Here is a 22,628-nt window from a genome sequence, read left to right as displayed (position 1 = left end):
CCCTGATGAAATCAATTTATTCGGATTATTCCTAGTTACGGGATAAGACCTTATACATGAATACGATCTGGCGTTCGCTGGCATAGCTGAGTAAGTTAAGAAAAACTAATCTTTTTTACCCGCAGTACCGTTATGCGCTGCCACGTATAGCGTAAAAATGAGCAGTTATCGAATAAAAAATCGCACACTGGACAGGTTTGGGAAAATTCCTGGTGATGCTAACGTATTGACGATAATCATAAAAAGGTTTTTTTGCGGCCCTGATGTCCTGCTGGCGTAACGCAGCGCAGGTGTACTCTGGCCTGTAGCCGGGCTAATGTGCGGGCCGGAAACGGACTGGTACACAGGGGGTAAAGCCGGGGGCCAGACAAAAAAACGCGTGAAGTGTTTCAGTCATTGACAAAACAATGTGCAGACTCAGTGGCTTAGTGGTTCCATAACGCGGTGCTAACCTTTATTATCCCTCCCAATTGTTTACTGCCCTTAGAAAGACGGATGTCATGTATCAGCCTGTCGCCTTATTTATAGGCCTGCGCTATATGCGCGGGCGTGGTTCAGACCGCTTTGGCCGGTTTGTTTCCTGGCTTTCCGCTGTCGGTATTACGCTGGGCGTCATGGCGCTGGTGACCGTGCTGTCAGTAATGAACGGCCTTGAGCACGAGCTGGAAAAAAATACGCTGGGTCTGATGCCCCAGGCATTAATCACCAGCGAGACCGGATCGATTAACCCGCAGAAACTGCCTGCCAGCAGTCTGCATCTCTCAGGTATCAGCCGTATCACGCCGCTGACCACCGGTGAGGTGGTGATGCAGAGCGCACGCAGCGTGGGGGTGGGCGTCATGCTCGGGATTAACCCTGATGAAGCCGATCCGTTAACCCCTTTCCTGGTCAGCGTGCGTCAGCAGCAGCTGCAGTCGGGGCAGTATAATGTCATCGTTGGGGAACAGCTGGCCGGTCAGCTGGGCATCAAACGCGGCGATCAGGTGCGTCTGATGGTGCCTTCCGCCAGCCAGTTCACGCCGATGGGGCGTATTCCCAGCCAGCGTCTTTTTACCGTGATCGGCACATTTGCCTCAAACAGCGATGTGGATGGCTATCAGATTCTGGTCAATCAGCAGGATGCGTCACGCCTGATGCGCTACCCGGCGGGCAACATTACTGGCTGGCGTCTGTGGCTGGATAAACCCCTTCAGGTCGACAGCGTCAGCCAGCAGACCCTGCCGCCAGGCACGGTATGGAAAGACTGGCGCGAACGCAAAGGCGAGTTGTTCCAGGCTGTTAAAATGGAAAAAAATATGATGGGGCTGCTGTTAAGCCTGATCGTGGCCGTGGCCGCGTTTAATATTGTGACCTCACTGGGCCTGCTGATCATGGAGAAGCAGGGAGAAGTGGCGATCCTGCAAACCCAGGGGTTGACGCGTCGTCAGATTGTGGCGGTGTTTATGGTGCAGGGCGCAACGGCAGGCGTCGTTGGCGCACTGGTGGGCGCGCTGCTGGGCGTGCTGCTGGCCAGCCAGCTGAATAACCTGATGCCGGTGATTGGGGCATTCCTCGATGGTGCCGCCTTACCGGTTGCTATTTCCCTGACCCAGGTGGCGACGATTACACTGTCGGCGATCGTCGTCGCACTGCTGTCAACGCTTTACCCTTCCTGGCGCGCGGCCGCCGTTCAACCCGCTGAGGCTTTACGTTATGAGTAACAAGATCCTGTTGCAGTGCGACAACCTGTGTAAACGCTATCAGGAAGGCAGCGTGCAGACCGATGTCCTGCGCAATGTGACCTTCAGCGTTAAGCCGGGTGAGATGATGGCGATAGTCGGCAGCTCCGGCTCGGGTAAAAGTACCCTGATGCATCTGCTGGGCGGGCTGGATACGCCTACCTCCGGCGAAGTGGTCTTTGACGGGCAGTCGCTGAACGCCATGTCTTCAGCTGCTAAAGCCGGGCTGCGTAACCGCGAGCTGGGCTTTATCTATCAGTTCCATCATCTGCTGCCCGATTTCAGCGCGCTGGAAAACGTGGCGATGCCGCTGCTGATCGGTAAAACCGCTAAAGCAGAGGCGCAGGAGAAAGCCATTGCCATGCTGAAAGCGGTCGGGCTGGATCACCGAGCGGCTCACCGTCCGTCAGAGCTGTCCGGCGGGGAACGCCAGCGCGTGGCCATTGCCCGCGCGCTGGTGAATAATCCGCGTCTGGTGCTGGCCGACGAGCCTACCGGGAATCTGGATGCCCGCAATGCCGATGCCATTTTTGATCTGCTGAACGAGCTTAATCAGCGCCAGGGGACGGCTTTCCTGGTGGTGACCCACGACCTCAACCTGGCCCGGCGGATGTCGCGTCAGATGGAAATGCGCGACGGCCAGCTCAGTGACCAGGCGCAGACGGCGGGTAGCTTCTGATGGCGGGTTCTCTCTCTCTTCTGCTTGGACTTCGCTTCAGCCGTGGCCGCCGGCGCGGAGGGATGGTGTCGCTGATCTCGGTGATCTCCACCGTCGGGATTGCGCTGGGCGTGGCAGTGCTGATTGTCGGCCTCAGCGCGATGAACGGCTTTGAACGTGAGCTAAATAACCGCATTCTGGCCGTAGTACCGCACGGGGAAATTGAGCCGGTCAACCAGCCCTTTACTGGCTGGCAGGGGCTGTTGCCAAAAATTGAGCAGGTTCCCGGCATTGCCGCAGCGGCACCGTACATTAATTTCACCGGACTGATCGAGAGCGGCAGTAAGCTGCAGGCGGTTCAGGTGAAAGGCGTTGACCCACAGCAGGAGAGCCGCCTCAGTGCGCTGCCCTCCTACGTGCAGGGTGGTGCCTGGCAAACGTTTGCTGCCGGTAAGCAGCAGATCCTGCTGGGGCAGGGGGTTGCGACCAGCCTGAAGGTCAGGCAGGGTGACTGGCTGACGATCATGATCCCCAACAGCGACGCCGGGAATAAACTGTTACAGCCTAAGCGCGTGCGCTTACAGGTAGCCGGGATCCTCAAGCTGAGCGGGATGCTTGACCACAGCCTGGCCCTGGTGCCGCTGGCCGATGCCCAGCAGCTGCTGGGGATGGGAGAGAGTGTCACCGGCATCGCCATTAAAGCGGCCGATCCGTTCAACGCGGTGAGCCTGGTGCGTCAGGCGGGGGAAGTCACCCATGCGTATGTGTATATCCGCAGCTGGGTGGGGACCTACGGTTATATGTACCGCGATATTCAGATGATCCGCGCCATCATGTATCTGGCGATGGTGCTGGTGATTGGCGTCGCCTGTTTCAATATCGTGTCGACCCTGGTGATGGCAGTGAAAGATAAAAGCAGCGACATTGCCGTGCTGCGCACCCTGGGGGCAAGAGACGGCCTGATCCGTGCCATCTTTGTCTGGTATGGTTTGCTGGCCGGGCTGGTAGGCAGCGTCAGCGGCGTGGTGGTAGGCGTGCTGGCCGCTCTCAATCTGACACCGATCATTCATGCGATTGAAGCGCTGACCGGGTATCATTTCCTTTCCGGGGACATCTACTTTATTGATTTCCTGCCGTCGGAGCTGCACTGGCGCGATGTCGGCATCGTGCTGGTGACGTCGCTGCTGCTCAGCCTGCTTGCCAGCTGGTATCCGGCACGACGTGCCAGCCGTATCGATCCGGCACGCGTACTGAGCGGCCAGTAAGCCGGGAGGCACGAGGGCGTCTGGCGGGAAGCGTTTTTTTGACCCGCCAGCCGGTTTAGCGGCAGACTCTCAGTGCACCCGGGACGATCACCCGTTATTATCAGGGACACACTCCCTGGCGGAGTGCACAGTGCTGCACTCCTGCATATTAAGGATTAGAGGTATTTGATGATGCGCACTCCCCGTCGCCGCCTCAGGCTGGCACGCTACAAAAAGACCCGACGCCAGGTTCATCAGCGTTTCCGTCAGCGCATTTTCGAACGCGACCGTAATATTGAAATTGCCCGCCATCCACTGCCACGCGTGGTCGTCCTGACCGGCGCGGGTATCTCTGCTGAGTCCGGCATTCGTACCTTCCGCGCCGCAGATGGCCTGTGGGAAGAGCACAAAGTGGAAGATGTGGCGACGCCGGAAGGATTTGCTCGCGATCCGCAACTTGTGCAGGCGTTTTACAATGCGCGCCGCCGGCAGCTGCAGCAGGATGACATTCAGCCGAACGCGGCGCACCGGGCGCTGGCCGAGCTGGAGTCGGCGCTGGGTGACCACTTCCTGCTGGTCACGCAGAATATTGATAACCTGCATGAGCGTGCCGGAAACCGTAACGTGATCCACATGCACGGTGAATTGCTTAAGGTGCGCTGTGCCGCCAGCGGGCAGATCCTGCACTGGACCGAGGATGTTAAACCTGACGACCGCTGCCACTGCTGTCAGTTCCCGTCAGTGCTGCGCCCGCACGTGGTGTGGTTTGGCGAAATGCCGCTCCAGATGGATGAGATCTACCAGGCGCTGGCTCAGGCTGACTATTTCGTGGCAATTGGCACCTCCGGGCATGTCTACCCGGCGGCGGGCTTTGTCCATGAGGCCCGCATCCAAGGCGCTCACACCGTGGAACTGAACCTGGAGCCAAGCCAGGTCGGCAGTGAGTTTGAAGAAAAACAGTACGGACTGGCCAGTGAAGTAGTACCTGATTGGGTGCAGGATCTGCTGGCGAATATTGCCCGTCCGGCGCTGACCGGCGATGATGCCCCGTCAGCGTTTGGCCAGCGAGAAGATCAGGTGGGCGATAACCCCACCGATTAATCCCCAGAAGGCGGCCCCTATGCCAAGCAGGGTGACGCCAGAGGCGGTGATCAGAAAAGCGATCACCGCCGCATCCCGCTGTTGCTCATCGCTTAACGCCCGCTGCAAGCTCCCGGCAATGGTCCCCAGCAGTGCCAGACCGGCAATGGTATGGATCAGCGCCTGCGGCAGCGCGGTAAACAGCCCACTGATCGCCCCGCCAAACACTCCTGCCAGCAGATAAAACACCCCGGCCGCTGCGGCTGCCCAGTACCGCCGCTGTGGATCGCTGTGGACCTCCGGCCCCATACAGATAGCCGCAGTAATGGCGGCAATACATACAGTGAACCCCCCGAAAGGGGCGAGCAGCAGAGCCGTCAGCCCGGTCCAGGCAATCAGCGGCGATACCGGCAACGCATAACCATGGGCTTTCAGCGTGGCGATCCCGGGAGCATTCTGCGACGCCATGGTGACGACAAAAAACGGAATACCGACGCCCAGCAGGGAGGAGAGGGTAAAGTGCGGAGGGATAAATTCCGGCATCACCAGGCTTTGTGCGTGGGAGACGTGGACATTGCCCTGCACGAGAGCGACCGTCAGGCCGGCCAGCAGGGTCAGCACGATGGCGTAGCGCGGCAGCAGGCGGCGGGACAGCAGATACACCAGGCACATGGTGCCGCTCAGGGCGAAGTTTACCTGCAGGGCGGCGAAGGCATCGATGCCGAAACGCAGCAGAATACCGGCCAGCATCGCCGCAGAGATCGCCTGTGGTATGTAATTCATCAGGCGGGCAAACAACCCCGTCACCCCACAAATCAGGATCAGCGCCGAGGCGAAGATAAACACCCCGATGGCTTCATTGAGTGACGTACCCGGCAGGCTGGTGACCAGCAGTGCCGCCCCCGGCGTCGACCACGCGGTCAGTACGGGTGTGCGATACCACAGGGACAGCCCCAGAGAGGTGATGCCCATCCCCAGTCCCAACATCGTCAGCCAGCCGCCCGTCTGTGCGACGGTGGCACCGGCCGCCCCGGCGGCCTGGAAAATGATCGCCGCAGAGCTGGTATAGCCGACCAGCACGGCGACAAATCCGGCCACGACGGCAGGAAATGTCAGATGACGCAGGGTGAGAGGGGGGCGCATAGCGAGATCCCGTGGTAAGGTTGACCGTTATAACGCACAAGCTATCACTGTGCGTTATAACGTACAAGTGGTTATACTCTCCGCTGACGAAAGGGAGACAACGACGTGGACAGTTTACAACACCATCTGGCGCACATGCTCAGAGCCCGGCGCAGCGAACGGGGCTGGAGCCTGACCCGGGCTGCACAGGCCACGGGCGTCAGTAAAGCGATGCTGGGACAAATTGAGCGCGGGGAATCCAGCCCGACCATTGCCACGCTGTGGAAAATCGCCACGGGCTTTAATTTGCCGTTCTCGGTTTTTATCGCACCAGAGGCCGCAGACGAAGCGGCACCGCGCCGTCAACGATGTGGCTACCCGCCGGCGGATAAGATCATGCAGGCGGTACCGCTGTTTCCGTTTGATCCTGCGCTCAGCTTTGAGATGCTGGTGATTGAGCTTGCCGCCGGTGCCAGCAGCCAGTCCGCCGCCCATGAGGCTGGGGTGGTTGAGCATGTCGTGGTGATTAACGGGGTACTTGAGGTGCAGGTGGAGGGCGTCTGGCAGTCGCTGGCCGCAGGCGAAGGGCTGCGTTTTCAGGCTGATCGGCCTCATGCGTATCGTAATTCCGGAAGCGTGCCGGTGCGTTTTCATGATCTCATCCATTATCCGCCACGTTAATTCAGCGCCTGCGTACTAAACTGACCTGAAACAATATTTAACATGATGGCGCTATCCATAATAAGCGCTGGCATCCAAAGGGAAGACAGATGAATAATTTACTCGATCGCTTCTTACACTATGTGTCTTTCGATACGCAATCTAAAGGTAACGTTCGTCATGTCCCCAGTACCGAGGGGCAACTACGCCTGGCTCAGCGGCTTTGTGACGAGCTGCGCGCCATGGGGCTGAGTGACGTCAGCTGCAGCGCGCGCGGTATTGTTATGGCCACGCTGCCGTCGAACGTCAGCTGGCCCGCGCCCGTTATCGGCTTTATTTCCCATATGGATACGTCACCGGATTTTACGGCGAAGAACGTTAACCCGCAGGTGATTGAAAACTATCGCGGGGGCGATATTGCCCTCGGCGTGGGGGATGAGATCCTGTCGCCGGTGATGTTTCCGGTGCTGCACGAGCTGATCGGACACACGCTGATCACCACCGACGGGAAAACCCTGCTCGGCGCGGATGATAAAGCCGGTATTGCGGAAATCATGACGGCGCTGGCGCATCTCACGTCCGGTACGGTGGCTCACGGCGAGGTGCGCGTGGCCTTCACCCCCGATGAGGAGATTGGGCGTGGTATCCAGCATTTCGATGTGGCGGCCTTCGGCGCTGACTGGGCCTATACCTTGGATGGCGGCGGGATGGGGGAATTTGAGTATGAAAACTTCAATGCCGCCTCGGTGACGGTAAAAATCACCGGGAATAACGTCCATCCCGGCAGTGCGAAGGGGGTGATGGTTAATGCCCTGGATGCTGCGATGCGTTTCCACCGGGAAGTCCCGGAAGATGAGGTGCCGGAAAAAACCTCGGGCTATGAAGGCTTCTGGCACTTGCACGGGATCAAAGGCAGCGTGGATCGTGCTGAACTGCACTACATCGTGCGCGATTTTACGCGCAGCGGTTTTGAGTCGCGTAAGCAAGTTCTGATAGAGGCTGGCGCGCGGCTGGAGCAGAGCCTGGCAGCACCTTCCTCCGTGGAAGTGGTGGTGGAAGACAGCTATTACAATATGCGTGAGCAGGTGGAAGCGTGCCCGCAGAGTATAGAGCTGGCGCTGGCGGCGATGCGTGACTGCGGTATTACGCCAAAGGTGAAGCCTATTCGGGGAGGGACAGATGGAGCGCAGCTGTCATTTATGGGGTTACCCTGTCCGAACCTGTTTACCGGGGGATATAACTACCACGGGCGGCACGAGTTTGCGTCGCTGGATAATATGGAGCAGGCGGTGAAGGTGATCACGCGGATTGCCGTTTTAACGGCGGAGCAGGCAAAACCCTGAAGAAACAAAGATGCCGGTATTCCCGCAGGGGCGACCTGTCATTCCGGTCGCCCCGTACCGTTATCGGGCAGAATTAATCTTCGCTATCGAAGTACCAGTAACCGCTGTTGACCAGCGCCGCCAGCTGGGCGAGGAAGGAGGGATCGTCCAGCGCGTCGCCAAACTGGTCGTGACCGAGGGTTAAATCATTCGCCAGCGCGGTCAGCGCCGCACCATGCGGAGAGCTGACCTGTTCGCCATTGATAAACACCGCGTCACCAATGGACACCACGCGCAAGCCGCCCAGGCGCGACAGGCGATCGCCCTGCTGCAGTGCATCGTAAATCTCATCCGGCTGATACGGCGGTTCAGGTGGTGCCACATCCAGCTCGTGACGTGACTGCGAGATAAACTCGCCAAACCACTGGTTGAAATGCGCTGGCTGGTTAATCACATCCAGCATCATGGCACGGATACCGTCCAGCTCGGCAGGCAGGATCTCTGCGTTGTGCTCACGGGGCTGGACGTCCGGATCGCTGAAGCGACGGCTGCCCAGTTCGCGCGCCAGCACGTAATCGGCAAAGCCGCTGATCAGCTCACGTCCGCTCGGCGCACGGAAGCCAACTGAATAGTTAATGGCATTTTCCAGCGAGTAGCCTTCGTGAGGGAACCCCGGTGGAATATAAAGAATATCACCCGGTTCCAGCTCTTCATCAATAATGGCTTCAAAAGGTTCGACCTGAAGCAGATCGGGATGCGGACAGTGCTGCTTCAGCTCTGCTTTCTCCCCCACGCGCCAGCGACGACGGCCGGTGCCCTGAATAATGAAGACGTCATACTGGTCAAAGTGCGGGCCAACCCCGCCGCCGGGCACGGAGAAGGAGATCATCAGATCGTCCACGCGCCAGTCAGGGATCATCCTGAAAGGGTGCATCAGCGCTGCGGAGGGCTCATGCCAGTGGTCGACCGCCTGAACCAGCAGTGACCAGTTATTCTCACCAAGATGATCAAAGCTCTCAAACGGGCCGTGGCTGACCTGCCACTGACCGTCCTGATGGCTGACCAGGCGACTGTCAACTTCGTTCTCCATGGCCAGACCGGCCAGTTCATCGGGAGAAATGGGGTCAACGAAGTTTTTAAAACCGCGCTTAAGCACTACCGGGCGTTTCTGCCAGTAGCGCTGTATAAAGTCGGGCCAGTTGAGATCGAGCTGATAATCCATGATGTTTTCCTGAAACGCGAAAGTGAGTAGATTATAACAGCGCACGGCAGTGGGTGTGTACCACTGCCGGTAAAAGTCGTGGTATGACGATTACTCGTGTTTGTGCAGGATCTCCTGGCGCTGAAACTCTACCGCCATGCGGGCCCCGCCCAGCTGACTGGTACTGGCATGAATATCGCCAGCATACTGCTCCATAATATCGCGGGCCAGCGACAGGCCCAGGCCCTGGCCTGGACGCAGGGTATCGGCGCGCTGCCCGCGGATAAAGATCAGATCGCGCTTGTTTTCCGGGATGCCGGGACCGTCGTCCTCAACGATCAGCAGCAGCGTTTTTTCCGTCTGCTGGACGCTGATCTCAACAAATTCCAGGCAGTACTTACAGGCGTTATCCAGCACGTTGCCCATCACTTCCATAAAATCGTTTTGCTCACCGACGAAGATTACCTCTGGTGAGATATCCAGCGTCAGCACCACGCCCTTGCGCTGGTAGACTTTATTCAGCGCCGAGCACAGCCCGTCGAGCAGGGCCGGTACCGAATGCACATCCCGCTTCAATGCGTGATGATCGGCCTGCATGCTGGCCCGGTGCAGGTAGTAGCCAATCTGCTGCGAGATACGGCTGATCTGCTCCAGCATAATGGGCTCGGCCTGCTCGATAGACAGGTTACGCCCGCCGCGCAGCGACCGCAGGGTGGTCTGCAATACAGCCAGCGGGGTTTTCAGGCTGTGGGTCAGATCACTCAGCGTGGTGCGGTAGCGGGTATAGCGCTGCCGTTCATTATCCAGCAGCAGATTCAGGTTACGTACCAGCCCCTTCAGCTCCTGCGGCGGGGCTGGATTGAGGGTTTCGCGGGTTCCGGCTTCCAGTTCACGCACCTGGGCGGCAAGTGCGCCAATCGGGCGCAGGCTCCAGTGTGCCGCCAGCCACAGCAGTGGAATAATCAGCAGCAGGTTCGCCAGCAGCACATAGCTGAACCACGACCACACCACGTCTGAGTGCTGTAGCTCCTGGGGAATAGAGTCGACCACCACGATGGTCAGGGCAGGCAGCGTGGACGTTGCCTCATAGCGGTTCACGGCCACCGAGTGGGTAAAGGTGTCGTTGCCGTCATCGTCATAGGCGGTGAGCTTGTTCTGCGCCACGCGGTCATTACCGAGCACTTCACGACTGGTGTGATTATTGGTGTCGATTTCATAAAAATCAGACTTGCTTAACCACTCACGGCGGATCTTGCTGCGAATATCCGGCACGTCCCGCTGCTGCCACAGCAGCTTGCCGTTATCGTCATAGATAAACACCAGAGCCGGAAAGTTCAGCGTCATGCGTTCAGGCTGGACGATACTCAGCTTGCCGTCCTTCCACTGGGAAAGGGTGAAAAACAGATTACTTTCGCTGCGCAGCACGCGGTAGGTATTTTTATCAAAGCTCACCACGTAGCCGATCACGGCCACCATTCCGTAGGAGAGCGACATGGTGAGTACCACCGCTGCGGTGGCCAGTAAGAACCGTATCCGCAGCGAAAGCGGCTTTCTCCGACGCCAGTTAATCATGCTCAAATATCGAAGCGGTAGCCCTGACCGCGTACCGTGGTGATCACTTCCTGCGCATACTCGGCGAGGATTTTTTTGCGTAAACGGCCCATCAGTACATCTATGGTGTGGCTCTCGCGCAGCTCCGCATCGGGGTAAAGTTGCAGCATCAGTGAGTCTTTGCTGACCACTTTCCCGGCGTTGCGGATTAATGTTTCAATAATGGTGTACTCAAACGCCGTCAGTTTGATCTGCTGTTCATTGATGGTCAGCTCGCGGCGCGACAGGTCGATCTGGAAAGGGTGCAGGGTGATGATCTGCGAGGCCAGCCCGCTGTTGCGGCGCATCAGCGCCTGCATCCGGGCCACCACTTCTTCTATATGAAAGGGCTTGGTGACATAATCATCGGCACCGGCTTCCAGCGCTTCAACCTTTGCCTGCCAGCCATCACGCGCGGTCAGCACCAGAATCGGCTGGCGGACTTCCTGCCCGCGCCAGCGGCGGATCAGCGTCATACCGTCTTCATCAGGAAGACCGAGGTCGACCAGCGTAATATCCGGCGTATGCTCATTCAGAAAATAGTCGGCTTCTTTGGCGTCTTCGGCAGCATCCACCTGATGCCCCATCTCCCGCAGCTGCACCGCCAGATGATGACGCAGCAGTGGGTTATCTTCCACAACTAACACACGCATAACCGAATCCTTAAATAAGATCAAACTGCCAGAGACATCAACATAGCCCTGGAATGCGTCAGGGTGCAACTGTGTAAGCGGTTGCTCCCGTTGATCAGGGCATAAACTGGCGATAAGTATAGAGGAGAAGAGGTAAACAGCAGGTTAACACGGGCCGACTGAGTCGGCCCGCTGGCAGGGCGTTACTTCAAATCGTCAACCATCTGGATGGCGTGGCCGATATAGTTGGCCGGGGTCATCTGCTTCAGACGGGTTTTCTCTTCTTCCGGCAGTGCCAGGCTATCAATAAAGGTCTTCATGCCTTCAGCATCCACGCGCTTGCCGCGCGTCAGCTCTTTCAGTTTTTCATAAGGCTTTTCGATACCATAACGGCGCATTACCGTCTGAATAGGTTCGGCCAGCACTTCCCAGTTGTGATCCAGCTCGTCCAGCAGGCGGGCGCGGTTCACTTCCAGCTTGGAGATGCCTTTCAGCGTCGACTGGTAGGCGATCAGCGAATAACCAATGCCCACGCCGAGGTTACGCAGCACGGTAGAGTCGGTCAGGTCACGCTGCCAGCGTGATACCGGGAGTTTACTGGCCAGGTGCTGCATCATGGCATTGGCCAGGCCGAGGTTGCCTTCGGAGTTCTCGAAGTCAATCGGGTTGACCTTATGTGGCATGGTCGAGGAACCAATTTCGCCTGCAATGGTTTTCTGCTTGAAGTGGTTCAGCGCAATGTAACCCCAGATATCGCGATCGAAGTCGATCAGGATGGTGTTAAAGCGCGCCATGCAGTCAAACAGCTCGGCGATGTAGTCATGCGGTTCGATTTGCGTGGTGTACGGGTTCCAGGTCACTCCCAGCGAGGTCACAAACGACTCACTGAACGCATGCCAGTCCACTTCCGGATACGCGGCGATGTGGGCATTATAGTTGCCGACGGCACCGTTGATTTTACCGAGGATCTCAATACGTTCTAACTGGCGTAGCTGGCGCTCAAAGCGGTAGGCGACGTTCGCCATCTCTTTACCCAGCGTGGACGGCGTGGCGGGCTGGCCGTGCGTACGTGACAGCAGCGGAATATCCCGGTACTGCACTGCCAGGTCTTTGACCGCAGCAATGATTTTGCTCCAGTAAGGCACAATCACCTCACGGCGGGCCGTTTCCAGCATCAGCGCGTGTGACAGGTTATTGATATCTTCTGAGGTACAGGCGAAGTGAATAAACTCAGACACTGCATGCAGGGCAGGCATGGGTTCTACTTTCTCTTTCAGAAAGTATTCCACGGCTTTGACGTCGTGGTTGGTGGTGCGCTCAATGGTTTTGATCCGCGCGGCGTCTTCTTCACTAAAACCGCTGACAATCGCGTCAAGGAAAGCGTTTGCGTCGGCATCAAATGCAGGAACTTCCTTGATCGCAGCGCAGGTGGCCAGTTTTTGTAACCAGCGAACTTCCACCTCAACGCGGAATTTCAGCAGGCCATATTCGCTGAAAATACCACGCAGTGGGCTGACTTTGTCGCCATAACGACCGTCTACAGGTGAGACGGCGGTCAGAGAGGATAATTCCATTGTTGCTGCTCCAGGATCGGTTAAAAAAATCAGGTTGGGGTCCCGTTAAGGCGGGCCAGGATCGCTTTAGCCTCATTCACCAGGCGGTGACGGGAAAACATCAGCTGCAGACGGCCTCCGCCGACCTGCTGCCACAGCACCGCTGAGCGAATACCGGCCAGCAGTGTTGCACGAACTTTATTCTGTACCTGGCTGTTCTGCAGGATAGCCGGAGATCCGGTCACCTGGATACGGGGGCCAAGCGGGCTGATCACATCGACGTAGATCCCTGCCATGGCACCTAACAGCGTATCGGACTCCAGATCGTAGTGCGCCAGCTGACGATCGAGTTGGGCGATTCGGTCCGCCAGCGTATTCATTGCCGTTTTGCTGGCGTTAAGTTTACGCTCCAGCACCATCATGCTCAGGGTATAGCGTGTCAGTTCCGCACCGAGGCCCTGGCGGCTGTTGCTATTCAGCACCGCCAGCAGGGTTTCCAGTCCGAACTGCAGGTTCGCTTCATCGTTACCGAATACCGCCAGCGTGGAGGCCGGATTGAGATCCAGCAGACTGTTCAGTGATGTTTTAAACGCATCGGGGGGACACTGACCCTGGTGTCCCAGCTGCTGCACCAGATGGGCTGCCTGGCAGATACCGGCCAGCGCCAGCGTAATATCATAATAGTTCTTCGCCACGTTTACTCCTGTATACGGCCCGAATTACGCGTTAACCAGCGGCAGGCGCTGTTCGATGATGCCGCCGCCGAGGCAGACTTCATCCAGATAAAAGACCGCAGACTGGCCAGGGGTGACGGCGGCCACCGGCTGATCAAAACGCACGTCAATGCGCTGCCCATCCAGCGGCGTCACGGTGCAGGGGATATCTTCCTGACGATAGCGGGTTTTCACCATGCAGCGTAGCGGGGCGGTCAGCGTGTCGCGATCCACCCAGTGCAGTTGCTGGGCGATCAGGCCCACCGACATCAGATGGGGGTGCTCATGGCCCTGTGCGACCACCAGAATATTACCGGCCACGTCTTTATCGACCACGTACCAGGGTTCTTCATTACCGTCTTTGGTGCCGCCGATACCCAGCCCTTTGCGCTGGCCGAGCGTGTGGTACATCAGACCCTGATGCTGGCCAACCTGGTCCCCGTCCACCGAGATTATCGGACCCGGCTGGGCGGGCAGGTAGCGGCCAAGAAATTCAGTAAACTTCCGCTCACCGATAAAGCAGATACCGGTAGAATCTTTTTTCTTCGCGGTGATCAGCTCAAGCTGTTCTGCAATGCGGCGAACTTCAGGTTTTTCGAGTTCACCCACCGGGAACAGGCTTTGAGCAATCTGTTCGTGCCCGAGGGTGTAGAGGAAGTAGCTCTGGTCTTTGTTACCGTCCAGCCCGCGCAGCAGGCGGCTTTTGCCGTCGACATCCTGGCGACGCACGTAGTGACCGGTGGCGATATAGTCCGCCCCCAGATCTTCGGCGGCAAATTCCAGAAAGGCTTTAAATTTGATCTCTTTATTGCAGAGAATATCGGGGTTGGGCGTGCGGCCCGCTTTGTATTCGGCCAGGAAATGTTCAAACACATTATCCCAGTATTCGGCAGCAAAGTTGACCGTATGCAGATAAATACCCAGTTTGTCGCAGACGGCCTGCGCATCGGCTAAATCTTCCGCGGCGGTGCAATACTCTTCACCATCGTCCTCCTCCCAGTTTTTCATAAACAGGCCTTCAACCTGATAACCCTGCTGCTGAAGCAGCCAGGCTGAAACGGAGGAGTCAACGCCGCCGGACATCCCGACGATCACTTTTTTCTGGCTGTTTGAACTGTTCAACATTGCTTGTCCGACTTTAAGGAGCCGTTAAAGGCGACTCTGATAAAATTGCGACGCATTCTATCATGCGTCGACGATCTGCGCACTCTCGCTAAACGGCCACTGGAAGGCGCTGAGGATTGCCAGTGGGTAACGTGGCCCGGTCTGATAAATCTGCAGACTTTCCGCAACCAGCGGTGAACGCAGTTTTTTCGAGGTGATAATCTCCTGCGGTGGCAGCCACCAGCAACGGTCAATATCGCGATCCTGCGGGTAAGTCTCCACTGCTTCCGGCAGATCCAGCGCGAACAGGAAGCGCAGGAACGGCGTATTATCCGGGGCGATCCACTGATGCAGGCGTAAAAAAGCCTGAGGAACCGCATCGATACCGGTTTCTTCCGACAGTTCCCGTACCGCCGCCTGGAGCAGAGTTTCATCGGCTTCCAGATGCCCCGCCGGTTGATTCCATGTGGTGCGGCCTCGCACGCGTTCTTCTACAACCAGAAACTGTCCTTCTGCCTGGACCACCGTGGCGACGGTGACGTGCGGTTTGAACATAGTGTGCTCCATAGGGTTAATGTGCGCAGGTTACCGCGCACTGAATGTCAGATTTCGTGACTGATATCGCGCCATTCGCCGGGCGCCAGACCCTGTAACTGTAACCTACCCATAGAAAAACGGATCAACCGCAGGGTAGGAAAACCAATGTGTGCCGTCATTCGCCGCACCTGACGGTTGCGTCCTTCGTACAGGGTGATTTTCAGCCAGCAGGTTGGGATCGCTTTACGTTCGCGGATCGGTGGCTGGCGTTCCCACAGCCAGTCAGGCGCGGCCACCTTTTCGACCCCGGCGGGCAGGGTGGGTCCGTCTTTCAGTTCGACGCCCGTTCGCAGGGGCTGCAGGTCGGTTTCCTGCGGCTCACCCTCCACCTGCACATAGTAAATTTTCCCGGTACGTTTGCCCGGCTGGGTCAGTTTAGCCTGCAGTGCGCCGTCATTGGTCAGCACCATCAGCCCTTCGCTGTCGCGGTCTAGCCGGCCGGCGGCGTAAATTCCCGGCTGGGGCACATAATCTTTCAGCGTACGCCGGCCTGCCTCATCGCTGAACTGGGGCAGCACATCGAAGGGCTTATTAAACAGCACCACGCAACGCGGGCCTCTGGCAGCCGGTTTGGCCGCACGGCGGGCGGTGGAACGCCCAGGATGATGATTCGTCAGGGAAGATTTTCGCATGGTCTTTGCACTTGATAACAATGAGCGCATTATACCGCAATCCGGAGATGATTGGCGCGGAGTCAATATTCAAGTAGTATTGACGCGCATCTTACAAGTCATTAACAAAAAAAAGCGCTCGAAGGAGAGGTTAATGGAAAGCAAAGTAGTTGTTCCGGCGGAAGGTCAGAAAATCACCCTGGATCAGGGAAAACTCAACGTACCTAACAATCCGATCATCCCGTTTATCGAAGGTGATGGTATTGGCGTTGACGTGTCTCCAGTGATGATCAAAGTAGTTGATGCCGCTGTGCAGAAAGCTTACAACGGTGAGCGTAAAATTTCCTGGATGGAAATTTACACCGGTGAGAAATCGGTAGAGCTTTACGGCCAGGATGTCTGGCTGCCAGAAGAAACCCTCGACCTGATTAAAGAATATCGCGTAGCCATCAAAGGCCCACTGACCACCCCGGTCGGCGGCGGTATTCGTTCCCTGAACGTTGCCCTGCGTCAGCAGCTTGATTTGTACATCTGCCTGCGTCCTGTCCGTTACTACACCGGCACTCCAAGCCCGGTGAAACGCCCGGAAGACACCGATATGGTGATTTTCCGTGAAAACTCCGAAGATATCTATGCCGGTATCGAATGGAAAGCGGGTACGCCGGAAGCAGATAAAGTCATCAAGTTCCTGCGTGATGAGATGGGCGTGAAGAAAATTCGCTTCCCTGAACAGTGCGGCATCGGCGTTAAGCCATGCTCAGAAGCGGGCACCCAACGCCTGGTGCGTGCCGCCATCGAATATGCGATCACCAATGACCGTGATTCTGTGACGCTGGTTCACAAAGGCAACATCATGAAGTTCACCGAAGGCGCTTTCAAAGACTGGGGTTACCAGCTGGCGAAAGAAGAGTTCGGCGGCGAGCTGATTGATGGCGGCCCGTGGATGAAGGTGAAGAACCCGAACACCGGCAAAGAGATCGTCATTAAAGACGTGATCGCCGATGCGTTCCTGCAGCAGATCCTGCTGCGTCCGGCCGAGTATGACGTGATCGCCTGTATGAACCTGAACGGTGACTACATTTCTGACGCCCTGGCGGCGCAGGTTGGCGGTATCGGTATTGCGCCGGGTGCGAACATCGGTGACGAATGTGCCCTGTTTGAAGCCACCCACGGTACAGCACCTAAGTATGCCGGTCAGGATAAAGTGAACCCAGGTTCCATCATCCTGTCAGCTGAAATGATGCTGCGTCATATGGAATGGTTCGAAGCCGCTGACCTGATTGTTAAAGGCATGGAAGGCGCGATTGCTGCCAAAACCGTGACCTATGACTTTGAACGTCAGATGGACGGCGCTAAGTTGCTGAAAGCTTCAGAGTTCGGCGACGCGATGATCAAACACATGTAAGTGTGTTTGCCGGCGGGAGCCTGGTGCTCCCGCCCTCATTTCTTCACCACAGAAAGTCATCCCCAAAATATCCCCAATCCCCTTCCCCAAAGCTGTATAAAGAAACCACTAAATTTATCCCGCTACAACCGTCCCATCTTAACTCCTGTCATCAGGGTCTTTATCGGTCTGCTGCTGATTTTTATGGCTCAGTAAATCCTGCGTATTAAGACCCTTTTTTGCGTATAAGAACCCGGTGATTGTCGTGAGTCATAGCGCAATATCAGGACCGTTCGACAGGCGAAAATCAAGGGCAGGACAGCATGACGCGTCATCCATACCAGCGGCCTCGGGTAAAAGAATGTTTTACCGTCTCCTGACCGCTGCCGGGGTAAGTCGTTGTGTGGCAGGTTACTTCAGGACGCGAAGATTTTTTACATCAATCTCAACGCTGTTCCAGTCTTTATCGATTTCACCCTCAATTCGGATCTTGCTTCCCGGTGAGGCGGCCTGACCCTGCCAGCGCTTATCATCGATATCCACATTAATGGTGCCGGTGCTGTCACTGAACTCATAAAGTTCATGGCCCACCTGCCTGATGATATTACCTTCAAGAACTACCCAGGCATCATCACGTAACGTTTTAGCCTCTGCAACGGAAGATAAACCCGGTGTAGGGCCTTTAAAACCGCCCTGAGAATAGCCCTGTCCTTCAGGAGTAATGAAACCTTGCTGCTGTGCGGCAACGCCGAATGAAAGGCCAGCCAATAGGGTAATTAAAATTGCTTTTTTCATGATTTCATTTCCTTGTAAAATTCGTGTCTGGGTAAATTACAGGAAAGTTCTTAACGTAATCTTAAAGGCTGTGATGCTTTTTTTAAATTCAGTTGCTGCGGTTCAGGATGCCGTTTTTTAACATTTTGAGCAAAGTGCGGCGGGAAAGGGTGTCAAAACGCTTTGTGGAACAATAAGAACCAAAACACCGAACTGAAAGGTGATTTTTGTTTATTTTTTAGGCTTTTTTGTCATCCCTTTCTGAATCGGCCTTGTCACCAGGAACGGGCTGGATTAAGCGCCGAACAATCGGGGGAAGTATCCCATCACTCTCTCCCGTCAGAGTAAGGTTGCCTGCTGAGATTTCATTGTTTTATTTATAATTAATTGAAAATATTGATTTTTTGTTTTTTATTGGGGGCGTGGTCAGTAAAAAAGACATCAGAAAATTGCAGTAATTGAATCGCCAAAAGGTGTTTTCCTCTTCACTGGCTTATTGACGATTAAATGATATAAATCAAATTTAACATTTGTTGCGGATCTTCTGAGTTGCTCATTGCGTTTCTGTTTAAGGTTGAAGGACCAAGATACGTCACCTGTTTATACTGTCGAAACGCAAATAAAGAAGAGAAATAATTATGAAGCTGTCCGTATCAGTCAAAAAATGCACGTTAGCCGGTATTATTATGTCAGCGGTTCTGGCTATGACCGCCTGTTCAAGTGATTATGTTATTTCAACGGATGACGGGCACATGGTCACGACGCATGGCAAACCCGTTAAAGATAAAGATACCGGCCTGATCTCGTATAAAGATACTGACGGTAACACCCATCAAATTCATCAGAAAGATGTGAAGGAAATTGTCGAAAAATAGGGGGAAGGCAGCCATGGTGCATAGCTGCCTGTTTCGGCCATCGCTGAGGGAAGGATGGCCCGCCGGATTACAGTCGATTACTGGCTTCAACCAGGTCGTTGTAGGATTTCAGTACCCGCATCGGTGAACCGGTGACCGTCCAGCCCGCGCTGCTGCCATTGTTTTCCATCAGCCCCTGCTCGCCGTGACTGTAAGGTGTTTTGTCGCGCACGCGCCGCATCCTGTCTTTGCAGTCTTTCAGGAACGTGCTGGCGCTGGTCTGGAAGACTGACCAGCTCACCGGTTTGCCGGGCTCGCTGGCGGTGGCGCTGGCTGACTCCTCTACCAGCGCACCGTAGGCATCGATTGCCTTCGTTGCCGCGGTCACATCGGGAGCATCAGCGCTGAGCTGGGCGGCTAACAGTTTCCCCTGGCTGACTAATGCCAGACGGAAGTAGGGTGAGTGTCGTCCCTGTGTTTTTTCAATCTCAATAAGCTGTGCATCAGTCAGCCTGACCGTTTCCTTTTCCACTTCGTCACCGTAGACGTCGCTGGACTTGATAAAGCGCCCGTAGGCCATCATCAGCGGCTGGTGCATTTGCTTGCCCCTGGCGAAGCCGTCGTCCTTGTAGTCTTCCTGGCTGTAATATTGATGAGCCTGCGAGACCAGTGGTACCAGTGCGGTGAGTTCTGACAGGTACTGTACCGCAGCGGTGTCCAGCGCCGGCAGGGCGGGTTTGGCCCGCGAGGCCTCGCCAATGGCTTTGGTGCAGCTGTCCAGCTCGTAAGCGGTCAGATCGCCCGGCACGTTGACGGTGCGTTCTTTACCTGTGGGGCCCTTATCCAGGTCATGGATCCAGCTGACATAGCGCTGCGCGCTGTTACGGGCCGCGCCATCGGCGGTATTGAAGCAGCTCACATAGGCGTTTAACTTGGTCGCCAGCTGCGCGTTGGCATCTTCCTTAAAGGCCGCAGTCCCGGCGGGTTGCACCGGCTTTTCTTCTGTGGTTTCACTCTGGTCACAGCCGGCTAATGGCAGCAAAAGTGCCGTCGTTAACATCCCACACAATACCGTCTTTCTTGCTTTCTGAAACACACCCGCTCCTTAGTCAGTGAACGTAATCAAAAGGTTACCATCTTAAAAATCACCTAAAGCTTAGCGGATTTACTCACAAAAGAACCTTTTATCTTTCGGCTGAGGGAACCCTCAGGCGGGCAAGAACGTTTTCTTCCCGGTCATTTTAATTCGCCGCCTGACAGCTTCATCATAAACAAGGTCTGACCCTCTTTCTGAATAATTTCCTGCCCCTGAAAGCGTGTCAGGTCACCAAATATATCATTCTGATAATGCAGGTCATCGAATATTGTTTCCCGGGGGCCGCGTACAGGGTAGCGCTCATCTGAGAGGCTGCGGTTTTTTCTGGCAATATATTTAAGGTGGCGGGCCGTTCTTTCATCCAGGTGCTCGCTGACAACGCCGCCCTGGAACTGCATACACCATACGGGCGTTTTATTTTTAGAAATGATTATCTGGCCGTAAATATTTCGCCTTTCGGTAAAATAATTTCGGTATGAGTAACTGTTACTGTGATACTCAATCAGCTGCATATCATTATAAGCAGAGTCTTTAATGATAAGTTTTTCCGGGTAGCTGAACAGAAAACGGTTTGCCTCTATCAAAAACTTTTTCATTTAACCTTCCTTATCTTTAAATGAACGGTGCCGCGATAAAACCTCGCTAAGGCGGGTGTTCCCCCCTCGCTCTGGCGGTAAAGGCTCGCTGTGAGTGAGGGAGGGATTTTAATTTGTTACCGTTAAATTGGCATCCCCTGACGGCGGATTTCCTGTCGCTGACTGAAACAAAACGATCGTTCACGGCATCCTGTCGTAGAGGGTTATTTCAGTCGATTTTATGGATATTTTTCTGCTTATGGCCTGATTATTTCCCTTAAGTGAGGGTGTTCTGTTGTGTAAAAGCGTTAAATCTTTTCGGGTTTTTCAATGCAATATGTAACATTTGCCTGTTTATTATCAATTTGATTTAAATCAGGGGTGATATGACGGTAAAAAGCCGGGCGAATATATCCCTTTTCTGGTGGCAAGCAGAGGGCGGGGAATGGCGAACAGGTTCAGGACGCTGGCGTCACCCGACAGCGCTGATTGGCAGAGGCGTGACGATGGCTAAGACGGCTATGCCAGATATAAAAATAAACAGTGTAGGTATATTCGTGCTGATTTCAGCGGCATGGCAGATTAACAGAATAGTGTTGATGAATGATTGAAATGATGACCCGAATAAATAAACGATTCATATAACATATCAACATTAAGGTTATTTCAGCCATAAAAGGGCGGTCATCCGATCGGAGCCTGCTGATAATATCAGCTCTCCTCGTCAATCCAAAGGAAGGACTCTTTATGACCCCGTATGAAGAAAAACTATTAGCTGATGAAGCGAAATACTGTTCCCATGGTGATACGGTGCATTATGTCACGACGCCAAAAATATTTAACAGCTGCAAGGGGAGCTATCTCTTTGATGCGGAGGGAACGCCGTATCTGGATCTTCAGATGTGGTATTCCGCGGTTAATTTTGGCTATGCCAACCCCCGGCTGGACAATGTGCTGAAACGGCAGATTGACGTGCTGCCGCAGATTGCCAGCCAGTACCTGCATCCGACCAAGATTGAACTCAGTAAAGTCATCGCGCAGGATATGGCGCGTAAGTTTGGTCTGTCCGGACGCGTTCACTATAACGTGGGGGGCTCACAGTCCGTTGATGATTCTCTGAAACTGGTGCGCAACTACTGCAACGGTAAAAGCCGGATGTTTGCCTTTGAAGGGGGTTACCATGGCCGTAGCCTCGGCGCATCGTCCATTACCTCCAGTTATCGCTACCGACGTCGTTTTGGTCATTTTGGTGAGCGTGCCCAGTTTATTCCTTTCCCATATCCCTTCCGGCGGCAGAAAGGCATGACGGCAGAAGAGTATGGCGAAAAGCTGATTGCCGACTTTGCACGCCTGTTTGAAAACGAGTATCACGGCGTATGGGATCCTAAGGCCAGCCAGTCTGAGTTTTCCGCTTTTTATATCGAGCCGGTGCAGGGAACCGGTGGCTATGTGATCCCACCACGCAACTACTATAAAGGACTTAAAAAGGTGCTCGACGAGCACGGGATCCTGCTGGTGGTCGATGAAATCCAGATGGGCTTTTATCGTACCGGTAAACTGTGGTCAGTCGAGCATTTTGGCATCACGCCCGATGTCCTGGTGTTTGGTAAGGCATTAACCAACGGCCTGAACCCGCTGGCCGGTATCTGGGCGCGTGAGGAGATGATTAATCCCGTCACCTTCCCCGTAGGATCAACGCACTCGACCTTTGCTTCTAATCCTCTGGGAACCGCCGTCGGACTGGAGGTGATGCAGATGCTGGCGGAAAAAGACTACGAGAAACAGGTTATGGAAAGCGGGGCCTGCTTCCTTGACGGACTGAAGTCACTGCAGCTGCGTCATCCGGAAATCGGTGACGTGGACGGGCTGGGTCTGGCGCTGCGTGCTGAACTCTGTACCGCAGATGGATTTACCCCGAACAAAGCGCTGCTGGACAAGATGGTGGATATCGGGCTGTCAGGTACGCTGGATTATCAGGGCCAGAAAACGGGCCTGGTACTGGATGTGGGGGGCTACTATAAAAATGTGATCACCTTCGCGCCTTCACTGGAGATCAGTCGTGCTGAAATTCATCAGGCGATTGAACTGCTGGATCAGCTGCTGGTGCGGGCTAAAAAAGCGCTGTAAAATCCCTGCGCCC

General features: G+C 55.3%; 22 protein-coding genes. 10 read left to right on the top strand and 12 right to left on the bottom strand.

Going from position 1 to position 22,628, the window contains the following annotated elements:
- Positions 1–500: 500 nt before the first annotated feature.
- The 4 genes from lolC (at position 501) to cobB (ending at position 4,721) form a co-directional block, all read left to right on the top strand.
- Positions 501–1,700 carry a lipoprotein-releasing ABC transporter permease subunit LolC gene (gene lolC / locus IFU29_RS16870; protein WP_191934931.1) on the top strand — a complete coding sequence of 400 codons (1,200 nt, stop codon included), beginning with the start codon at positions 501–503 and terminating at the stop codon, positions 1,698–1,700.
- Positions 1,693–2,397 carry a lipoprotein-releasing ABC transporter ATP-binding protein LolD gene (gene lolD / locus IFU29_RS16865; protein ID WP_191934930.1) on the top strand — a complete coding sequence of 235 codons (705 nt, stop codon included), beginning with the start codon at positions 1,693–1,695 and terminating at the stop codon, positions 2,395–2,397. Before lolC ends, lolD begins: the two co-directional genes overlap by 8 nt.
- On the top strand, positions 2,397–3,641 hold the full coding sequence (gene lolE / locus IFU29_RS16860) for a lipoprotein-releasing ABC transporter permease subunit LolE (protein ID WP_191934929.1): 1,245 nt from the start codon (positions 2,397–2,399) through the stop codon (positions 3,639–3,641). The genes lolD and lolE overlap by 1 nt, the downstream gene beginning before the upstream one ends.
- A gap of 171 nt (positions 3,642–3,812) precedes the next feature.
- Entirely contained in the window at positions 3,813–4,721 is a 909-nt protein-coding gene (gene cobB, locus IFU29_RS16855) for a Sir2 family NAD+-dependent deacetylase (protein WP_191934963.1), read from the top strand.
- On the opposite strand, the gene IFU29_RS16850 is transcribed toward cobB, so the two are convergent.
- Positions 4,671–5,843, bottom strand: a complete 1,173-nt coding sequence (locus IFU29_RS16850) for a benzoate/H(+) symporter BenE family transporter (protein ID WP_191934928.1) — start codon at positions 5,841–5,843, stop codon at positions 4,671–4,673. The genes cobB and IFU29_RS16850 overlap by 51 nt on opposite strands.
- A gap of 105 nt (positions 5,844–5,948) precedes the next feature.
- On the opposite strand from IFU29_RS16850, the gene IFU29_RS16845 reads away from it, so the two are divergent.
- A complete protein-coding gene (locus tag IFU29_RS16845; RefSeq protein ID WP_191934927.1) occupies positions 5,949–6,503 on the top strand; it encodes a helix-turn-helix domain-containing protein in 555 nt (184 codons plus the stop codon).
- An 89-nt stretch (positions 6,504–6,592) separates the two neighbouring features.
- Complete coding sequence (gene pepT, locus IFU29_RS16840; RefSeq protein ID WP_191934926.1) at positions 6,593–7,825, top strand: peptidase T; 1,233 nt, start codon at positions 6,593–6,595, stop codon at positions 7,823–7,825.
- Between the two features lie 73 nt (positions 7,826–7,898).
- On the opposite strand, the gene IFU29_RS16835 is transcribed toward pepT, so the two are convergent.
- The 8 genes from IFU29_RS16835 to rluE all read right to left on the bottom strand — a co-directional run bounded on the left by IFU29_RS16835 (position 7,899) and on the right by rluE (position 15,856).
- The gene (locus tag IFU29_RS16835; RefSeq protein WP_191934925.1) at positions 7,899–9,026 is read right to left on the bottom strand and encodes a ribosomal protein uL16 3-hydroxylase; all 1,128 of its coding nucleotides are present in this window, start codon (positions 9,024–9,026) and stop codon (positions 7,899–7,901) included.
- 90 nt (positions 9,027–9,116) lie between these two features.
- Entirely contained in the window at positions 9,117–10,577 is a 1,461-nt protein-coding gene (gene phoQ, locus IFU29_RS16830) for a two-component system sensor histidine kinase PhoQ (protein WP_191934924.1), read from the bottom strand.
- Positions 10,578–10,579: 2 nt separating this feature from the next.
- Positions 10,580–11,248, bottom strand: a complete 669-nt coding sequence (phoP, locus tag IFU29_RS16825; RefSeq protein WP_062743672.1) for a two-component system response regulator PhoP — start codon at positions 11,246–11,248, stop codon at positions 10,580–10,582.
- A 182-nt stretch (positions 11,249–11,430) separates the two neighbouring features.
- Complete coding sequence (purB, locus tag IFU29_RS16820; RefSeq protein ID WP_191934923.1) at positions 11,431–12,801, bottom strand: adenylosuccinate lyase; 1,371 nt, start codon at positions 12,799–12,801, stop codon at positions 11,431–11,433.
- A gap of 29 nt (positions 12,802–12,830) precedes the next feature.
- Positions 12,831–13,475: a high frequency lysogenization protein HflD gene (gene hflD, locus IFU29_RS16815; protein WP_191934922.1), complete on the bottom strand. Its 645-nt coding sequence runs from the start codon at positions 13,473–13,475 to the stop codon at positions 12,831–12,833.
- Between the two features lie 24 nt (positions 13,476–13,499).
- Positions 13,500–14,618, bottom strand: coding sequence for a tRNA 2-thiouridine(34) synthase MnmA (gene mnmA / locus IFU29_RS16810; RefSeq protein ID WP_191934921.1), 1,119 nt, complete (start codon positions 14,616–14,618; stop codon positions 13,500–13,502).
- A 60-nt stretch (positions 14,619–14,678) separates the two neighbouring features.
- Entirely contained in the window at positions 14,679–15,152 is a 474-nt protein-coding gene (locus IFU29_RS16805; protein WP_191934920.1) for an NUDIX domain-containing protein, read from the bottom strand.
- 47 nt (positions 15,153–15,199) lie between these two features.
- On the bottom strand, positions 15,200–15,856 hold the full coding sequence (gene rluE, locus IFU29_RS16800) for a 23S rRNA pseudouridine(2457) synthase RluE (RefSeq protein ID WP_191934919.1): 657 nt from the start codon (positions 15,854–15,856) through the stop codon (positions 15,200–15,202).
- A gap of 103 nt (positions 15,857–15,959) precedes the next feature.
- Here rluE and icd point away from each other — a divergent pair, with 103 nt between their 5' ends.
- Complete coding sequence (icd, locus tag IFU29_RS16795) at positions 15,960–17,210, top strand: NADP-dependent isocitrate dehydrogenase (RefSeq protein ID WP_118664296.1); 1,251 nt, start codon at positions 15,960–15,962, stop codon at positions 17,208–17,210.
- A 390-nt stretch (positions 17,211–17,600) separates the two neighbouring features.
- Here the strand turns inward: icd and IFU29_RS16790 are convergent, their stop codons facing one another.
- Complete coding sequence (locus IFU29_RS16790; protein ID WP_191934918.1) at positions 17,601–17,984, bottom strand: YgiW/YdeI family stress tolerance OB fold protein; 384 nt, start codon at positions 17,982–17,984, stop codon at positions 17,601–17,603.
- A gap of 617 nt (positions 17,985–18,601) precedes the next feature.
- On the opposite strand from IFU29_RS16790, the gene IFU29_RS16785 reads away from it, so the two are divergent.
- On the top strand, positions 18,602–18,838 hold the full coding sequence (locus IFU29_RS16785; RefSeq protein WP_191934917.1) for a YgdI/YgdR family lipoprotein: 237 nt from the start codon (positions 18,602–18,604) through the stop codon (positions 18,836–18,838).
- A 67-nt stretch (positions 18,839–18,905) separates the two neighbouring features.
- On the opposite strand, the gene IFU29_RS16780 is transcribed toward IFU29_RS16785, so the two are convergent.
- Positions 18,906–19,913, bottom strand: a complete 1,008-nt coding sequence (locus tag IFU29_RS16780; RefSeq protein WP_342214485.1) for a YiiG family protein — start codon at positions 19,911–19,913, stop codon at positions 18,906–18,908.
- Between the two features lie 140 nt (positions 19,914–20,053).
- A complete protein-coding gene (locus IFU29_RS16775) occupies positions 20,054–20,509 on the bottom strand; it encodes a DUF5680 domain-containing protein (protein WP_244633733.1) in 456 nt (151 codons plus the stop codon).
- Positions 20,510–20,874: 365 nt separating this feature from the next.
- Between IFU29_RS16775 and IFU29_RS16770 the strand changes: the two genes are divergently transcribed.
- The gene (locus tag IFU29_RS16770; RefSeq protein WP_191934916.1) at positions 20,875–21,099 is read left to right on the top strand and encodes a hypothetical protein; all 225 of its coding nucleotides are present in this window, start codon (positions 20,875–20,877) and stop codon (positions 21,097–21,099) included.
- Positions 21,100–21,235: 136 nt separating this feature from the next.
- Entirely contained in the window at positions 21,236–22,615 is a 1,380-nt protein-coding gene (locus IFU29_RS16765) for an aspartate aminotransferase family protein (protein ID WP_191934915.1), read from the top strand.
- The last annotated feature ends 13 nt before the right edge of the window (positions 22,616–22,628 follow it).

It is taken from the genome of Erwinia persicina, assembly GCF_014838825.1.
Lineage (GTDB): Bacteria > Pseudomonadota > Gammaproteobacteria > Enterobacterales > Enterobacteriaceae > Erwinia > Erwinia persicina_A.
This window is presented reverse-complemented; position numbering and strand designations above follow the sequence as displayed.

Bases quoted from the DNA above. Each gene is read 5' to 3' on its own strand.
- IFU29_RS16790 (WP_191934918.1), bottom strand. From the start codon at position 17,984: ATGAAAAAAGCAATTTTAATTACCCTATTGGCTGGCCTTTCATTCGGC.
- IFU29_RS16835 (WP_191934925.1), bottom strand. From the start codon at position 9,026: ATGGATTATCAGCTCGATCTCAACTGGCCCGACTTTATACAGCGCTAC.
- IFU29_RS16770 (WP_191934916.1), top strand. From the start codon at position 20,875: ATGACGGTAAAAAGCCGGGCGAATATATCCCTTTTCTGGTGGCAAGCA.
- icd (WP_118664296.1), top strand. From the start codon at position 15,960: ATGGAAAGCAAAGTAGTTGTTCCGGCGGAAGGTCAGAAAATCACCCTG.
- phoQ (WP_191934924.1), bottom strand. From the start codon at position 10,577: ATGATTAACTGGCGTCGGAGAAAGCCGCTTTCGCTGCGGATACGGTTC.
- IFU29_RS16805 (WP_191934920.1), bottom strand. From the start codon at position 15,152: ATGTTCAAACCGCACGTCACCGTCGCCACGGTGGTCCAGGCAGAAGGA.
- IFU29_RS16850 (WP_191934928.1), bottom strand. From the start codon at position 5,843: ATGCGCCCCCCTCTCACCCTGCGTCATCTGACATTTCCTGCCGTCGTG.
- lolC (WP_191934931.1), top strand. From the start codon at position 501: ATGTATCAGCCTGTCGCCTTATTTATAGGCCTGCGCTATATGCGCGGG.
- rluE (WP_191934919.1), bottom strand. From the start codon at position 15,856: ATGCGCTCATTGTTATCAAGTGCAAAGACCATGCGAAAATCTTCCCTG.
- IFU29_RS16785 (WP_191934917.1), top strand. From the start codon at position 18,602: ATGAAGCTGTCCGTATCAGTCAAAAAATGCACGTTAGCCGGTATTATT.
- pepT (WP_191934926.1), top strand. From the start codon at position 6,593: ATGAATAATTTACTCGATCGCTTCTTACACTATGTGTCTTTCGATACG.
- purB (WP_191934923.1), bottom strand. From the start codon at position 12,801: ATGGAATTATCCTCTCTGACCGCCGTCTCACCTGTAGACGGTCGTTAT.
- cobB (WP_191934963.1), top strand. From the start codon at position 3,813: ATGCGCACTCCCCGTCGCCGCCTCAGGCTGGCACGCTACAAAAAGACC.
- mnmA (WP_191934921.1), bottom strand. From the start codon at position 14,618: ATGTTGAACAGTTCAAACAGCCAGAAAAAAGTGATCGTCGGGATGTCC.
- lolE (WP_191934929.1), top strand. From the start codon at position 2,397: ATGGCGGGTTCTCTCTCTCTTCTGCTTGGACTTCGCTTCAGCCGTGGC.
- IFU29_RS16775 (WP_244633733.1), bottom strand. From the start codon at position 20,509: ATGAAAAAGTTTTTGATAGAGGCAAACCGTTTTCTGTTCAGCTACCCG.
- lolD (WP_191934930.1), top strand. From the start codon at position 1,693: ATGAGTAACAAGATCCTGTTGCAGTGCGACAACCTGTGTAAACGCTAT.
- phoP (WP_062743672.1), bottom strand. From the start codon at position 11,248: ATGCGTGTGTTAGTTGTGGAAGATAACCCACTGCTGCGTCATCATCTG.
- IFU29_RS16765 (WP_191934915.1), top strand. From the start codon at position 21,236: ATGACCCCGTATGAAGAAAAACTATTAGCTGATGAAGCGAAATACTGT.